The organism is Altererythrobacter epoxidivorans, from assembly GCF_001281485.1.
Classification (GTDB): domain Bacteria; phylum Pseudomonadota; class Alphaproteobacteria; order Sphingomonadales; family Sphingomonadaceae; genus Erythrobacter; species Erythrobacter epoxidivorans.
In genome coordinates, this window is the sequence record NZ_CP012669.1 from 745,122 (window position 1) to 760,598 (window position 15,477).

Below are 15,477 nucleotides of genomic sequence, written 5' to 3' on the forward strand. Positions count from 1 at the left end.
TGACATGCATCCGGCGAAATCCGTCATCTTTTTCACCACCGCCAGCGGCGCAGGCTATGGCATGATGGTGTGGCTGGCCGTGCTTGCCACGATGGGCCTCCTTCCGCAGTCGATGCCGTTCGGGATCATCGCCTTCGGTCTTGGTCTCGGACTGATTGTAGCAGGCTTGCTGTCATCGACATTCCACCTCGGCCGGCCGGAGCGGGCTTGGCGGGCCCTGTCGCAATGGCGGTCGAGCTGGCTCTCGCGCGAAGGCGTTTCGGCGATCATCACTTTCGCTCCGCTTGGCCTCTTCGCGCTGATGTGGACCTTCGCAATCGGTGATCGCTCGCTCGCCGTGATCGCAGGATTGATCGGCGCCGTGATGAGCCTGGTAACGGTTTTCACGACGTCCAAGATTTACGCCTCTCTCAAGACGATCCCTGCCTGGCACAATGGCTGGACGGTTGCGGGCTATCTGGTGCTCGGACCGATGAACGGCGCGGTGATCCTGGCGCTGCTACTCTCGCTGTTCGGGGCCGCAGAGGCAGCAAGGATCGTCGCAGCAATTTCTGTCGCGCTGCTGCTTGCCGGATTGGTCGTGAAAAGAGGTTACTGGTCCCATATCCACAGCGGAAAGGTGGTTAGCACTGCAGGGACGGCGACGGGCCTCGGTCACCTGGGCAAGGTTGAAATGACAGCCAGCCCGCACGATACCGACAATTACCTGCTCCGCGAGATGGGCTTCCGGATTGCCCGCAAGCATGCGGAGAAGCTTCGCCGGACCGCGACACTTCTTGCGTTCATCGTGCCGCTATTCGCTATCGCTGCTGCGCTCACCTTCACCAGCGGCGCCGTTACAACGATCATGTTCCTGCTTGCCGCAATGGCCTGCCAGATCGGCATTACTGCCGAGCGGTGGCTGTTCTTCGCCGAAGCCAAGCATGCGGTAACGCTTTACTACGGCGAACAGGCTGTCTGACATGCTGCGACCATTGACCGAAAAGCGTGTCCGCGATGCGTTGTCGACCGTCCTTCACCCATTGACGGGCGGCGACATCGTGGCCTCGGGCGCGGTCGAGCATATCGGTATCAAGGATGGCAACGTCACCCTGATCCTCAAAACCGATCCGCAGGCGCGCGAAGTCATGGAGAAGGCGGCGAAAGGCTGCGAGACTGCCGTTTCCGCTCTCTCGGGCGTCAAGTCGGTGCGCACCGTGCTGACCGCACATCGACCTACGGGAGAGGCCGACAACAGGCCCCCGCCTGCGATGGGCATGAAGCCTCCGGCACCTCCGCCGCCCGAGCGGCTAGAAGGCGTGAGGACGATCATTGCTGTCGCGAGTGGCAAGGGAGGGGTCGGCAAGTCGACGACCGCCGTCAACCTGGCCTGCGCGCTTAAGCAGCGCGGCTTGAACGTCGGGGTGCTGGACGCCGACATTTACGGTCCCAGCATTCCCAAGATGCTTGGGGCGGGTGAGAAGCCCGGCTTCACGAAAAACGACAGGATCGAGCCGGCCGTGCGTCACGGGATCAGGGCGATTTCGATGGGGCATCTCGTTCCTGAAGACCGCGCCACGATCTGGCGCGGCCCGATGGTGATCGGTGCAGTGCAGCAATTGCTGAAAGGCGTTGCCTGGGACATCGACGGCGATCTGGACGTGCTGGTCGTCGACCTGCCTCCCGGTACCGGCGATGCCCAACTGACGCTGGTCCAGACCGTCCCGATCGATGGCGTCGTGCTGGTTTCCACGCCGCAAGACATCGCCCTGATCGATGCGCGCAAGGCGTATGACATGTTCGACCAGGTCGGCATTCCGGTCCTCGGCATGATCGAGAACATGAGCCAGTTCGTTTGCCCCGATTGCGGCAGCAAGCACGATATCTTCGGGCATGGCGGCGCAGTTGCCACGGCAAAGGAGAAGGGCATCGAGGTGCTGGGAGAAATTCCGCTCGCCCCTGTCATCATGCGTCGTGCAGAAACGGGCACACCGATCGTGCTCGCCGATCCGGGTTCTGAAATTGCCGCCCGATACGGCGAGATCGCAGGCAGGATTGCCGAGCAGATCGACGCCTGACCGTTCCTCAACCTTTCAGATTTGAATAACTGTCCCGCCGCGGGTCTACGCGTCGATAGCCCAGTTTTGCGCGGCTGCTCCCAAACAGTTAGTGGAATCTGCATGTTCGATATATGTAATTGAATAATTGAATTGGTTATCTTTGGCGCAGCCTCCTAGTTGATGTCTGTCAGCAAAGGAGGCCGACGATGACCCGCAAAAATCTGAGAAATACCGGACTGGCAGCCTTGGCCCTGATCACCACCGCGGGCGCGCCGGGGGTAGAGGCACCGGCCAATGCAGCCGCAGTGAACGGCGATGCCCAGGCTCTCCTGACCGCGCTCGACGACGAGTATCGTGCCGAAGCAATCTATGCGGCAGTCATCGACAATCATGGCGAAGCGCGGCCCTTCATCAACATCATCGAGGCCGAACGGCATCATGCCGCGATGGCGAAGGCGGAAATGGACCGGCTCGGCGTCAGCTACCCTGAAGCGAACCCGTATCTTGGCACGCTTGAAGTGCCCGCAACGCTGCTCGGTGCCTGCGAGCAGGGCGTGACTGCGGAAATCGAGAATATTGCGCTCTACGACCGTCTCCTTCCCACGATCGAGGACGACAGCGTGCGCGAAACGCTCTCCAAGCTCCAGTGGGCCTCTCGCGAGCGCCATCTTCCCGCTTTCGAGCGCTGCGTCGCCCGGGGCGGCACGATGGGTCAGGGCGGCATGGGCTTTGGCCGGGGCAGTCACTGATCGCATTCGAAATCTCGAAAAAACTGCAAAACGAAAAGGAAATCCCTCATGTCTCTCCACATTGGCGATACCGCGCCGAACTTCACCGTCGACAGCACTGCCGGCGAGATCAACCTCCACGAATGGGCTGGCGACAGCTGGGTCTTCTTCTTCAGCCACCCGGCCGATTTCACCCCTGTCTGCACCACCGAAATGGGCATGACAGCGAAGCTCGCCGATGAGTTCGACAAGCGCAACGTGAAGCCGCTGGGCCTTTCGACCGATACCGTCGAAGAGCATCTCGAATGGATCAAGGATGTCGATGAAACCCAGCACACCACGCTGAAATTCCCGATCCTGGCCGACCCCGATATCAGCATCGCGAAGCTCTATGACATGATCCACCCGGACCAGAGCGCTACCGCTGCCGTACGATCGGTCTTCATCATCGACCCTGCCAAGAAAATCCGGCTGGTCATGACCTATCCGATGAGCGTGGGGCGCAATTTCGACGAGATCCTGCGCGTCATCGACAGCCTTCAGCTTGCCGATAGGGCAAAGGTTGTGACGCCGGCCAACTGGACACCCGGCGGAGATGTGATCATTCCGCCGTCGATCAGCGATGAAGATGCCCGCGAACTCTTCCCGCAGGGTTTCGAGACCATCAAGCCCTACCTGCGTACCACCAAGGTCGCCTGATCCCCCCGGAACGCCCGCTTCGCCAAGGAGCGGGCGTTTCAACGCATGCACAGGATCGAACAAGTCTTCGCAAATTTGCGTTCGATCAATCTTTCCGCCTCGATTAAGGTGCCCCAATGTTCGACCAGCTAGACGCATTGCTGCTCGCCCGGATCCAGTTCGCCTTCACGGTGAGCTTCCACTTCATATTTCCGGCCTTTTCGATCGGCCTTGCAAGCTACCTCGCGGTGCTGGAGGGCCTTTGGCTCAAGACCGGCAAGCAGCTCTATCTCGACCTGTTCAAATACTGGCTCAAGATCTTCGCGATCGCCTTTGCCATGGGTGTCGTCTCGGGCATCGTGATGTCCTATCAATTCGGGACCAACTGGTCGGTATTCTCGGACAAGGCTGGCCCCGTCATCGGGCCGCTGATGGCTTACGAAGTTCTCACCGCCTTCTTCCTCGAGGCTGGGTTCCTCGGCGTCATGCTGTTCGGCATGAACAAGGTCGGCAGGAAACTGCACTTCACAGCGACGCTCATGGTCGCGCTCGGCACGTTCGTCTCCGCCTTCTGGATCCTGTCGGTGAACAGCTGGATGCAGACCCCGGTCGGTCACATCATCGGAGAGAACGGCCAGTTCCTCCCCGGCGAAAGCTGGTGGGACATCGTTTTCAATCCCAGCTTCCCCTATCGCCTGGTTCACACAGTCATGGCGGCCTATCTGACCACCGCATTCGTCGTCGGCGGGGTGGGCGCCTGGCACTTGCTCAAGGACCGGACCAACCTTCACGCTCGCAAGATGTTCAGCATGGCGATGTGGATGGCCGCGCTGGTCACGCCTCTCCAGATTTTTGCCGGCGACATGCACGGGCTGAACACGTTGGAGCATCAGCCGCAAAAGGTCATGGCGATGGAGGGACACTTCCAGAGCCATCCAGACGGTGCGCCGCTGATCCTGTTCGGCATTCCCGACAGCGAGGAAAAGACGGTCAAATATGCGATCGAGATTCCGAAAGCCTCCTCGCTGATCCTGAAGCACGATGCCGATGCGCCCCTCGCCGGACTCGACACGATACCCGACGATGAAGAACCGCCCGTCGGTATCGTCTTCTGGTCCTTCCGCATCATGGTCGGCCTTGGTTTTGCCATGCTAGGTATCGGCGCCTGGAGCCTGCTCGCGCGGATGCGCGGCAAGCTTTACGACTGGAAATGGCTCCATCGCGGGGCGATCCTGCTGGCACCTGCGGGCTTTGTCGCGGTTATCGCCGGATGGATCACTACCGAAGTCGGACGCCAGCCCTACGTCATCTACGGCCTCCTGCGCACGGCCGATGCCGCTAGTCCGCTCGACGCGCCGGCAGTCGGTGCATCGCTACTCGCCTTCGTGCTGGTTTACTTCACCGTCTTCGGCGTCGGCGTCTGGTACATTCTGCGCCTTATGAAATCCGCCCCGCAAACAGGCGAGAAGGGCGTCAAGCGCGGAGACAAGGGACCGATCCGCACGGCCGGGATCACGCCTGGGCCGACACAGAATCCGGGAGACCCGGACGTCCTTCCCCGGAACGAGGAGGAAGCGCGATGAATATCGATCTGACCGTGGTCTGGGCGTTCATCATCGCCTTTGGCATTTTTGCCTATGTTGTCATGGACGGGTTCGACCTTGGCATTGGCATCCTCTTCCCGACATTCGAGGCGGGGCCGGAGCGGGACAAGGCGATGAACTCGATCGCGCCCGTTTGGGACGGCAACGAGACCTGGCTAGTCCTGGGCGGCGGCGGCCTGTTTGCAGCTTTCCCGCTCGCCTATGCGATCATCCTGCCGGCGACCTATCCGCTCATCATCGCCATGCTGCTTGGGCTGGTCTTTCGCGGCGTCGCCTTCGAATATCGCTGGCGTGACGAAGGGCACAGGCGGTGGTGGGATGCCGCCTTCACCGGCGGTTCCCTCGTCGCGGCGATGGCGCAGGGCATGACGCTGGGGGCCTTGCTGCAAGGGATCGAGGTCGTGGACCGATCCTATGCGGGCAGCTGGTTCGACTGGCTGACGCCATACACCTTGCTCACGGGCATCGGGACCGTCGCCGGTTACGCCTTGCTCGGATCGACATGGCTGGTGTGGAAGCTCGACGGGGAAGGGCAGGCTCATGCACGCTCGCTCGCCAAGAAAGCCGCGTGGGCGACCCTGATCCTGATGGGCGCGGTCAGCCTCTACAATGTCGTGCTCAATGCCCAATATACCGAGCGCTGGCTGACGGCACCGGAGATCTATTTCGTGGCACCTGTCCCGATACTGACGGCTGTCGTCGCAATCGCCCTCCTGCGCGCGCTTGGCGTCGAACGGCATTCAAAGCCGTTCTGGCTGTCGATTGCGCTCTTCTTCATGGGCATGGCGGGACTGGGCGCGACCATGTGGCCCTATGTCGTGCCTCCCGGTGTGACGATCTGGGACGCAGCAGCGCCCGAAAGCAGCCAGATCTTCATGCTGATCGGCGTTGGCATCACGATGCCGCTGATCATCGCTTACACCGGTTGGGCATATTGGGTCTTCCGCGGGAAAGTCGGCGAGGAGGGTTACCATTGAGCGCCAAAGAAGCTCCGCTGTGGAAACGGCTCGGCTGGATGGCGTTGATCTGGGCAGGCAGCGTCGCCGCGCTCGGCGTGGTCGGGCTGGTCATCCGCGCCTGGCTCGCCCCGTGACCTGAAGGAATAGCTTGCGCCCGGCATGGGTTCTTCGCCATCAGGCGGCTCAACGCCAGCAGAGGAGCTAACGATGGCAGGGGTATGGTTCGACGAAATGCACGTCGGGATGAAGTTCGATCACGCGATCCGCAGGACCGTGACCGAAACGGACAACGTGCTGTTCACGACCATGACCCACAATCCGGCACAACTGCATCTCGATGAAGAATACATGCAGGGCACCGAGTTCGGGCAGCGCATCGTGAACTCTGTCTATACGCTCGGCCTGATGGTCGGGGTCAGCGTCGGAGACACGACGCTGGGCACGGCGGTAGCCAACCTCGGGTGGGACGAGGTCCGCTTCCCGAAGCCGGTGTTTCATGGCGATACCTTGCGCATCGTGACCGAAGTGCTGGAGCTTCGCGATTCCAAGTCACGCCCCGATGCGGGGATCGTCACCTTCAAGCACGAAGCCTTCAACCAGCACGGCGATCTCGTCGCGAGCTGCAAGCGCACCGGGCTGCAGCGAAAGCGCCCGAAAGACTGATCGGGCGCCGCCGCGATCAGCGGGACTTGGCGACCGTCACGAATTTCGTGTCGGTGTAGCCGAGATAGCCTTCGACGCCGCCTTCCGACCCGAAGCCGCTGTCTCCGACACCACCGAAGGGCGATTCCGGCGATGCGACGATCAGGTGGTTGATCGCGACCATTCCGGCGCGCAAGGATTTGCCGAGGTAGTAGCTTTCGTCCTGCGACCCGGTGAAGGCATAGGCCGCAAGGCCGTAGCGAAGCGAGTTCGCGATCGAGACCGCCTCCTCGAGATCGTCGAACGGAACGATGCCGGCGACGGGACCGAAGGGTTCTTCGTTCATCAGGCGACTGTCTGCGGCCGGTCCGGCGACGACCGTCGGTTCGTAGAAGTATCCCTTGCCCTCGATCCGCTTGCCGCCGGTCACGACTTCGCCGCGATTTCCGCCAAGGTCTTCGAGGATGTAATCCATTGCCGGGACGCGGCGGGCATGGGCGAGGGGGCCCATGTCCACTGTATCGTCTACACCTGCGTCACCTACGCGGATCTGCCGGACGCGGTCGGTGAATTCGGCCACGAACTTGTCGTACATGCTGCGCGCAACGAGGAAGCGGGTCGGTGACACGCAGACTTGGCCGGCATTGCGGAACTTGACCGTCGCACAGGTCGCGACGGCGTGAGCGAAATCTGCATTTTCGGACACGATGACGGGTGCATGGCCGCCAAGCTCGGGCGTGAAGCGCTTCATACCCTGTGCGGCCAGCGCTCCGAGCATCTTGCCCACTGCGGTCGAGCCGGTGAAGGACACCTTGCGTGTCACGTCCGACTTGATGAGATGCTCGGAAATCATGCCCGGGTCGCCATGGACCAGGTTCACGACACCATTCGGCACGCCGGCATCCACCAGCGCTTCGACCAGCATCTGTGCAGCGGCTGGCGTGTTCTCGGCAGGCTTGAGGATCGCCGAGCAGCCAGCCGCCAGTGCACCGCCAAGCTTGCGCGCGGGCAGGTTGATCGGGAAATTCCACGGGGTCAGCAGCACGCACGGTCCGACCGGCACGTGGTGGACCTGCTGGGAAAGGATTTGCGGGCTGCGCGGCGGGATCATCCGTCCACCGGCACGCTTTGCTTCTTCCGCCTGGAAATCGATCACCTCGGCAGCGCTGGCGACTTCGCCGAGCGCCTGCGAAACAGGCTTGCCCATTTCAGCGGTGATGACGCGAGCGATCTCTTCCTTGCGTTCTCGGATCAGTGCGGTGGCACGGCGCAGGATGGCGCAACGTTCGGCAGCAGGCTTCGCGCTCCACACACGAAAGCCCTCGTCGGCAGCGGCGAGCGCGGCATCGAGTTGTTCCTTCGAGGCTTTGGGACACTGGCCCAGCACAGCTTCGGTCGCGGGGTTGATGACGTCCATCGAACCCTCGCCGCCGCTGGCGATCCATTCTCCGTTGATGAGCATCTTGAGTGCGGGATAGCTGGACATGCGGAACTCCTGGCTCTCGTGGCCGTAAAATTGCTGTGTGTATTTGGCGGTCGTCAGACCAAAGGCAAGTTGTGAAAGCAAGGGTTAGTTTCGATTGTAACCTCTTTTGCAATAGCCTAGGGCGCGCCAAAGCCCCCAGGAGATAGTCATGCTTGTCGGTGTTCCCAAGGAAATCAAACCCAGCGAATTTCGCGTCGGACTGACGCCAGAGGCCGTGCGCGAGTATTGCGCCGCCGGGCACCAGGTCATCGTCGAAACAAATGCGGGCGAAGGTATCTGCAAATCGGACGACGTTTACAGGGCATCAGGCGCAGAGATCGTGGATACCGCGGCCGAAGTTTTCGAGCGCGCGGACATGATCGTGAAGGTCAAGGAGCCGCAGCCAAGCGAATGGGTGCAGCTGCGCGAAGGCCAGATCCTCTACACCTATCTGCACCTTGCACCCGATCCGGAGCAGGCGCGCGGATTGATGAATTCGGGTGTCTCTGCGGTTGCTTACGAGACCGTCACCGGTCCGGGCGGCGGTTTGCCTCTTCTCGCCCCGATGAGCGAAGTTGCTGGCAGGCTCTCGATCGAGGCAGCAGGACAGGCGTTGAAGGCGCACAATGGCGGCCGCGGCGTGCTGATGGGCGGCGTTCCCGGCGTGCTTCCTGCAAAGGTTGTGATCCTCGGTGGCGGCGTCGTGGGAACACAGGCTGCACGAATGGCGGTCGGGCTGGGCGCCAATGTCGAAATCTTCGACAAGTCGCTCCACCGCATTCGACAGCTCGACGATATGTTCCAGGGCCGGGTAACGACCCGTTATTCGACCATGTCGACTATCGAGGACGCAATCGGCCAGGCCGACGTCGTTGTCGGCGCTGTCCTAATCCCGGGTGCATCGGCACCGAACCTCGTCACGCGTGACATGCTGAAGTTGATGGTGCCGCGTGCTGTCCTCGTCGACGTTGCAATCGACCAGGGTGGCTGCTTCGAAACTTCGCACCCGACGACGCATCAGGAGCCGACTTACGAGGTTGAGGGCGTCATCCATTATTGCGTTGCCAACATGCCGGGTGCCGTGCCGCTCACCAGCAGTTATGCGCTCAACAATGCGACCCTGCCTTATGGCCTTGCGCTCGCCAATCGCGGCATCACGGCATGCGAGGAAGACCCGCATCTGATGAACGGCCTCAACGTCCATCAGGGCAAAATCGTCAACGCTGCGGTGAAAGAAAGTCTTGGTTTCTAGGGCTTGACGTAACGGCAGCGCTGCTGTCTGCCTGCGCGGCATCAAGCCAGCAGGAGATTGCCATGAAGACTCGCGCCGCCGTTGCTTTCGAAGCGAAAAAACCGCTCGAAATCGTCGAGGTTGACCTCGAAGGACCCAAGGCGGGCGAAGTTCTGGTCGAGATCATGGCGACAGGCATCTGCCATACGGATGCTTACACGCTCGACGGTCTCGACAGCGAAGGCATCTTCCCTTCGATCCTTGGCCATGAAGGCTGCGGCGTCGTTCGCGAAATCGGCCCTGGCGTAACCAGCGTGAAGCCAGGCGATCACGTGATCCCGCTTTACACGCCCGAATGTCGCCAGTGTAAGATGTGCCTTTCGGGCAAGACCAACCTGTGCAGCGCAATCCGCGCGACACAGGGACAGGGCCTGATGCCCGACGGAACGAGCCGTTTCAGCTACAAGGGCGAGACGATCTTCCATTACATGGGTTGCTCGACCTTCTCAAACTTCACGGTGTTGCCTGAAATCGCGGTTGCCAAGATCCGCGAAGACGCGCCCTTCGATACGACCTGCTATGTCGGCTGCGGCGTGACCACCGGCGTTGGCGCAGTGACAAACACGGCAAAGGTGCAGGTCGGCGACAATGTCGTCGTCTTCGGCCTTGGCGGTATCGGCCTGAACGTGATCCAGGGTGCAAAGATGGCGGGCGCCGGCAGGATCGTGGGCGTCGATATCAACAATTCCAAGAAAGAATGGGGCGAGAAATTCGGCATGACCGACTTCGTCAATCCGAAGGAAGTCGGCAATGTCGTCGAAACGCTGATCAATATGCTCGATGGCGGCGCCGACTACAGCTTCGATTGCACCGGCAATACCGACGTCATGCGCGATGCGCTGGAATGTTGCCACAAGGGTTGGGGCACCAGCATCATCATCGGCGTCGCCGAAGCCGGCAAGGAGATCAGCACCCGTCCGTTCCAGCTCGTTACCGGGCGCAACTGGCGCGGTACGGCCTTCGGCGGCGCAAAGGGCCGGACTGATGTGCCCAAGATCGTCGACTGGTACATGAACGGCAAGATCGAGATTGACCCGATGATCACGCACCGCCTGTCGCTCGAGGAAATCAACAAGGGTTTCGACCTTATGCATTCGGGCGAAAGCATCCGCGCAGTGGTGGTCTTCTGATCAAGTGATTGCTGGCGAAGAAGGCCTGTTGTCCGATCTCTCGGCGCTCGAAATCGCGCACGAGCTGTTCGAGCATCAGGCTGTCTTCACCGTCGATGAAAGCCGTTCGATCAAGGCCGACATTCCCGGCGCGCATACGAAGAACCTGTTCCTGAAGGATACAGCGGGCGACTTCTGGCTGGTCACCGTGCCTGCCGAAGACCCCGTGAATCTGAAAGCACTGCCAGAGGCGATCGGTTGCAAGCGGGTCAGCTTCGGCAAGCCAGAGGACATGGAGCGGCTGATCGGCATCAAGCCCGGGTCGGTAACTCCACTCGCGATGGTCAATGCTGCGCCGGGCAGCATTCGCTGCGTACTGGATCAGGTTCTGGCCGATGCCGACACCGTTAATGTGCACCCGCTGCGCAACACCGCTACCGTCAGCCTTTCAGGCAAGGACATCCTGCGTTTGATCAGGCATTGGGGGCACGAAGCTCTGGTCGCCGTAATACCGAAGAAAGTGAGATGATGACGTTCGAAACAGTGAGTGAGAACAAGGCGTTCGGCGGGACCCAGGGTGTCTATAAACATTCCTCCGCTGAGACCGGCACCGAGATGACTTTCTCGGTCTTCGTGCCTGACCATGCGGAGGGGTCGAAGCTGCCGGTGGTCTGGTACCTTTCAGGCCTCACCTGCACGCATGCCAATGTGACCGAGAAGGGCGAATTTCGCGCGGCATGTGCCGAACACGGCGTGATTTTCGTTGCCCCCGATACGTCGCCTCGCGGGGACGATGTGCCCGACGCCCCTGACGAGTATGACTTCGGAAAAGGTGCCGGCTTCTACGTCGATGCGACCGAAGCGCCGTGGTCGGAAAATTACCGGATGCGCAGCTATATCGAGAGCGAACTTCCCGGCGTCATCGCGGCGAACTTCCCCGTCGACATGGACCGCCAGGGCATCACCGGCCATTCGATGGGCGGCCATGGCGCCTTGACCATCGCCTTGCGCAATCCCGATCGGTTCAAGGCGGTCAGCGCCTTTGCACCGATCGTCGCGCCCAGCCAAGTGCCGTGGGGCGAGAAGGCGCTAGGCCGCTATCTCGGCAGTGACCGCGCTGCCTGGGCGGAATACGACGCGGTTGCGCTGATCGAAGGCGGAGCGAGGGTTCCGGACCTGCTGGTCGACCAGGGGACTGCGGATAACTTCCTGGAAGAGCAGCTCCAGACCCACCGGCTCGTCAAGGCGTGCGAAGATGCCGGTATCGATGCGACCATCCGCATGCAGGACGGATACGATCACTCTTACTACTTCATCTCGACTTTCATGGCCGACCACATTGCGTGGCATGCGGAGCGGCTGAAAGCCTAAGCCTCGACCACGTGCTGCTCGATCGCCCCAAAGATCGAGTGGTTGTGCTCGTCGCGCATTTCGATCCGCACAGTGTCGCCGGGCTTCATGAAGGGGGTTTTCGGCGCGCCGTCATAGATCGTTTCGATCATGCGGATCTCGGCAATACAGCTGTAGCCAAGTCCGCCCTCGCTGACCGGCTTGCCCGGATCGCCGCCGGGGCCCTGGTTCGATACCGTGCCCGAACCGATGATCGTCCCTGCGCCAAGATTGCGGGTCTTGGCGGCATGGGCGACCAGGTCGGCGAGGCTGAAGGTCGCATCGACCCCGGCATTGGCACGGCCGAACGGTTCGCCATTGTAATCCACCATCAGCGGCAGATGTATGACACTGCCCTTCCATGCATCGCCCAGTTCATCGGGGGTGACACAAACCGGGCTGAAAGCGCTCGCCGGCTTCGACTGGAAAAAGCCGAAACCCTTTGCCAGTTCGCCCGGGATCAGTCCGCGCAATGACACGTCGTTGACCAGCATCACCAGCTTGATGTGATCGGCGGCGTCCTCTTTCGACACGCCCATCGGCACGTCGTCGGTGATGCAGGCAATTTCGCCTTCCATGTCGCAGCCCCAGGCGACGTCGCCCAAGGGAATGTCCTGGCGCGGGGCGAGGAAGCTGTCGCTGCCACCCTGATACATCAGCGGATCGTGATAGAAGCTTTCCGGAACCTCGGCGTCGCGCGCCTTACGCACCAGTTCGACGTGGTTGATGTAGGCAGAGCCGTCCGCCCATTGATAGGCGCGGGGCAGGGGGGAATGCGCCTCGCGTTCGTGAAAGCGATCGCATGGCACCGCTTCGTGTTCGACATCGATAGCGAGCGCCTCCAGCAGCGGAGAGACATCCGTCCAGTTGTCGAGAGCAGCCTGCAGCGTCGGCGCAATGTTGCTTGCGGCGCAGTAGCGGGTCAGGTCCTTCGATACGACGACGAGCTTTCCGTCGCGGGTACCGTCATTGAGTGTGGCGAGTTTCATCGGGGGGCCTCTCCGTTATATTCCGGGCTGTCTATCTGGTTGTCTGGGTGGGCGCGCTGGAATTCGGGCAGGGCCAGACAGGCCCGCTCGATGCGCGTGATGTGGGGTTTGTCACTGAAATCGAAGTCGAAGCGCTGGGCGTTATAGACTTGCGGTAGCAGGACGACCTCGAAGAAACCGGGTCGTTCGAACAGGAAGTCTCCGGTGCCAAGCTGGGCCAGCCGGGCTTCCACCGGATCGAGGGTGCGCGACAGCCAGTGCCGGTACCATACGCCGACCTCTTCCTGCGAATGACCCAGCGGATCGCGCAGGTACTTGAGCACCGGCAGGTTGAGCGGCGCGTGCAGTTCCGTCGCAATCGCATAGGCCAGCTCGCGCGCGGTATAGCGGTCTTCCAGATCGGCAGGCAGCAGCGGTCGTTCGGTATAGGCTTCGTCCAGCCATTCGATCAGCGCCATCGATTGGGCCCGGTCGCGCCCACCGCCTTCTAGCATCGGGACCGATCCAAACGGGTTGCGGCTGGTGAACCCTTCGCCCTTCTGTTCGGATTCGAGCAGGTTTACCGGAATGTTCTCGTATTCGATGCCCTTCAGCTCGAGCGCGATGCGCAAGCGGTAGGAGGTCGAACTGCGAAAATATCCATAGAGCTTCATGGGTGACTCTTTGCGGGTCCTACCGCTTCGCTGATTGAGGACCAAATCCTACTGGATGGAACACATGGAACACAGTCCTGTGGCGTGAAAAACGGCGGCAAAGCGCGGTTTCCATATCGCTGTTGCGACAGGTTCGCATCGAGCTGGAACGGATTGCGCCTCATCCCGCCCACATGCCACCGAGTGGCATTGTAGGACAGGGAGAGGCGGGAAGGCGGCATCAGAAAGCCGGGATGCCCGTGATGCCGCGCCCCAGGATCAGGGCGTGCACGTCGTGCGTCCCCTCGTAGGTGTTGACGGTTTCGAGGTTCACCATGTGGCGGATCACCTGGTATTCCTCGCTGATGCCGTTGCCGCCGTGCATGTCGCGGGCCATGCGCGCGATATCGAGCGCCTTGCCGACATTGTTGCGCTTCACGATCGAGATCATGTCGGGGGCGAACTTGCCTTCGTCCATCAGGCGCCCGACCCGCAGCGAGCCTTGCAGGCCCAGCGCGATATCGGTCAGCATGTTGGCCAGCTTGAGCTGGTAGATCTGCTTCGATGCGAGCGGCACCCCGAACTGCTTGCGGTCGAGGCCGTACTGGCGCGCGGCGTGAAGGCAGAACTCGGCCGCGCCCATCGCGCCCCAGCTGATCCCGTAACGGGCGCGGTTGAGGCAACCGAACGGACCCTTGAGACCTTCGACATTGGGCAACAGCGCGTCTGCGCCGACCTTCACCTCGTCCATCATGATCATGCCGGTGGTGCTGGCACGCAGCGAAATCTTGCCTTCGATCTTGGGTGCCGAAAGCCCTTCCATGCCCTTTTCCAGCACGAAGCCGCGGATCGCACCTCCGTGCGCCTCGCTCTTCGCCCAGACGACGAGCACGTCGGCGAAAGGGGCGTTGGAAATCCAGGTCTTCGATCCGCTGATCGAATAACCGTCACCGTCTTTCTTGGCGTAGGTCTTCATCCCGCCCGGGTCCGATCCAGCGTCGGGTTCGGTAAGGCCGAAACAGCCGATGAGTTCGCCCGAGGCGAGGCCGGGGAGATACTTCTGGCGTTGTTCTTCCGACCCGTAGGCGTGGATCGGATACATGACGAGGCTGGACTGCACCGATGCCATCGAGCGGTATCCGCTATCGACGCGCTCGATTTCGCGGGCGATCAGGCCATAGGCGACATAGCTGGCGCCGGCACCGCCGTACTCTTCGGGAACGGTCGCGCCGAGCAGGCCAGCCTGGCCCATCAGGGGGAACAGTTCGGGAGCGTCGATTTCGTCCGCGAACGCCTTGATCACGCGCGGTTGCAGCTCGTCCTGTGCAAAGCCATGCGCCGCGTCACGGATCATGCGCTCTTCTTCGGTCAGCTGACTTTCGAGGTCGAAGGGATCTTCCCAGTTGAACGGCACCATTCCGGCCACGTGCTTCTCCTGCAACTTGTTTTCTCGGTCCCCTTTGCAGCAACGCGTTCGGCTCGCAAGGGGCGGTTGCAGACCGTCAGACACGACCTTGCCCGCGCGGGCAAGTGCCTAGTTGCGGGAAGGGAAAATTCCCTGGAGCGCGATGCAATATTTGAGGTCGACCGACTTGTTTCCGTTGCCCATCGAAAGCTTGCCGCGCAGGTCGGGCAGGCCGAAAGTCGTGCGCCCATCGCCGCCGTAATTTGTGCCGAGGAGCGAGAACAGGGCAGTGTTCGTGCGGATTTCCAGCAGCCTGCCGTCAGCTTCGGCCCATCCACGTGGACAGAAAGTATAGGGGAAGGCGGTGACCTGTCCGATAAATGGTTCTGCCTGTGCCTGTGCAGGTGTGGGCGCGGCGATGGCGGCAGCCATTCCGCAAGCAGCTGCGATGGCGAGCGATTTGAAACGCATGGGAGACTCTCCAATCCGTGGAATCCAGATCGGGAGATCGTAGGCAAGAAGAGGCGGGTGTAAAACCCCCGTCCTG

Annotated in this window: 17 protein-coding genes; 12 read left to right on the forward strand and 5 right to left on the reverse strand. The window is 61.3% G+C overall.

Annotation, left to right across the window (positions count from 1 at the left end; translation table 11 throughout):
* Positions 1-4 precede the first annotated feature (4 nt).
* The 8 genes from AMC99_RS03850 to AMC99_RS03880 all read left to right on the forward strand — a co-directional run bounded on the left by AMC99_RS03850 (position 5) and on the right by AMC99_RS03880 (position 6,671).
* Positions 5-961 carry a dimethyl sulfoxide reductase anchor subunit family protein gene (locus AMC99_RS03850; RefSeq protein WP_061923005.1) on the forward strand — a complete coding sequence of 319 codons (957 nt, stop codon included), beginning with the start codon at positions 5-7 and terminating at the stop codon, positions 959-961.
* Position 962: 1 nt separating this feature from the next.
* On the forward strand, positions 963-2,057 hold the full coding sequence (locus AMC99_RS03855; RefSeq protein WP_061923007.1) for an Mrp/NBP35 family ATP-binding protein: 1,095 nt from the start codon (positions 963-965) through the stop codon (positions 2,055-2,057).
* A 188-nt stretch (positions 2,058-2,245) separates the two neighbouring features.
* Positions 2,246-2,788, forward strand: a complete 543-nt coding sequence (locus tag AMC99_RS03860; protein WP_232301502.1) for a ferritin-like domain-containing protein — start codon at positions 2,246-2,248, stop codon at positions 2,786-2,788.
* A gap of 48 nt (positions 2,789-2,836) precedes the next feature.
* Complete coding sequence (locus AMC99_RS03865) at positions 2,837-3,466, forward strand: peroxiredoxin (RefSeq protein ID WP_061923010.1); 630 nt, start codon at positions 2,837-2,839, stop codon at positions 3,464-3,466.
* A gap of 116 nt (positions 3,467-3,582) precedes the next feature.
* Positions 3,583-5,028 carry a cytochrome ubiquinol oxidase subunit I gene (locus AMC99_RS03870; protein ID WP_061923013.1) on the forward strand — a complete coding sequence of 482 codons (1,446 nt, stop codon included), beginning with the start codon at positions 3,583-3,585 and terminating at the stop codon, positions 5,026-5,028.
* On the forward strand, positions 5,025-6,026 hold the full coding sequence (gene cydB, locus AMC99_RS03875) for a cytochrome d ubiquinol oxidase subunit II (RefSeq protein ID WP_061923016.1): 1,002 nt from the start codon (positions 5,025-5,027) through the stop codon (positions 6,024-6,026). The genes AMC99_RS03870 and cydB overlap by 4 nt, the downstream gene beginning before the upstream one ends.
* Positions 6,023-6,142, forward strand: a complete 120-nt coding sequence (locus AMC99_RS13845; RefSeq protein WP_157058247.1) for a DUF2474 domain-containing protein — start codon at positions 6,023-6,025, stop codon at positions 6,140-6,142. Before cydB ends, AMC99_RS13845 begins: the two co-directional genes overlap by 4 nt.
* Before the next feature lie 73 nt (positions 6,143-6,215).
* Entirely contained in the window at positions 6,216-6,671 is a 456-nt protein-coding gene (locus AMC99_RS03880) for a MaoC family dehydratase (protein WP_061923020.1), read from the forward strand.
* Between the two features lie 16 nt (positions 6,672-6,687).
* Here the strand turns inward: AMC99_RS03880 and AMC99_RS03885 are convergent, their stop codons facing one another.
* Positions 6,688-8,136: an NAD-dependent succinate-semialdehyde dehydrogenase gene (locus tag AMC99_RS03885; RefSeq protein ID WP_061927692.1), complete on the reverse strand. Its 1,449-nt coding sequence runs from the start codon at positions 8,134-8,136 to the stop codon at positions 6,688-6,690.
* Between the two features lie 148 nt (positions 8,137-8,284).
* Between AMC99_RS03885 and ald the strand changes: the two genes are divergently transcribed.
* The 4 genes from ald to fghA all read left to right on the forward strand — a co-directional run bounded on the left by ald (position 8,285) and on the right by fghA (position 11,886).
* Entirely contained in the window at positions 8,285-9,367 is a 1,083-nt protein-coding gene (gene ald, locus AMC99_RS03890; RefSeq protein WP_061923023.1) for an alanine dehydrogenase, read from the forward strand.
* Between the two features lie 62 nt (positions 9,368-9,429).
* Positions 9,430-10,536: an S-(hydroxymethyl)glutathione dehydrogenase/class III alcohol dehydrogenase gene (locus tag AMC99_RS03895; protein WP_061923026.1), complete on the forward strand. Its 1,107-nt coding sequence runs from the start codon at positions 9,430-9,432 to the stop codon at positions 10,534-10,536.
* Positions 10,537-10,564: 28 nt separating this feature from the next.
* Positions 10,565-11,044: a prolyl-tRNA synthetase associated domain-containing protein gene (locus AMC99_RS03900; protein WP_232301503.1), complete on the forward strand. Its 480-nt coding sequence runs from the start codon at positions 10,565-10,567 to the stop codon at positions 11,042-11,044.
* The gene (gene fghA, locus AMC99_RS03905) at positions 11,044-11,886 is read left to right on the forward strand and encodes an S-formylglutathione hydrolase (protein ID WP_061923029.1); all 843 of its coding nucleotides are present in this window, start codon (positions 11,044-11,046) and stop codon (positions 11,884-11,886) included. The genes AMC99_RS03900 and fghA overlap by 1 nt, the downstream gene beginning before the upstream one ends.
* Here fghA and AMC99_RS03910 read toward each other — a convergent pair.
* The 4 genes from AMC99_RS03910 to AMC99_RS03925 form a co-directional block, all read right to left on the reverse strand.
* Positions 11,883-12,893 carry a fumarylacetoacetate hydrolase family protein gene (locus AMC99_RS03910; protein WP_061923032.1) on the reverse strand — a complete coding sequence of 337 codons (1,011 nt, stop codon included), beginning with the start codon at positions 12,891-12,893 and terminating at the stop codon, positions 11,883-11,885. The genes fghA and AMC99_RS03910 overlap by 4 nt on opposite strands.
* Positions 12,890-13,546: a maleylacetoacetate isomerase gene (gene maiA, locus AMC99_RS03915; protein ID WP_061923035.1), complete on the reverse strand. Its 657-nt coding sequence runs from the start codon at positions 13,544-13,546 to the stop codon at positions 12,890-12,892. Before maiA ends, AMC99_RS03910 begins: the two co-directional genes overlap by 4 nt.
* A 220-nt stretch (positions 13,547-13,766) precedes the next feature.
* Positions 13,767-14,942 carry an acyl-CoA dehydrogenase gene (locus AMC99_RS03920; RefSeq protein WP_061923038.1) on the reverse strand — a complete coding sequence of 392 codons (1,176 nt, stop codon included), beginning with the start codon at positions 14,940-14,942 and terminating at the stop codon, positions 13,767-13,769.
* 117 nt (positions 14,943-15,059) lie between these two features.
* Positions 15,060-15,401, reverse strand: coding sequence for a phage tail protein (locus tag AMC99_RS03925; protein WP_083440081.1), 342 nt, complete (start codon positions 15,399-15,401; stop codon positions 15,060-15,062).
* Positions 15,402-15,477 lie beyond the last annotated feature (76 nt).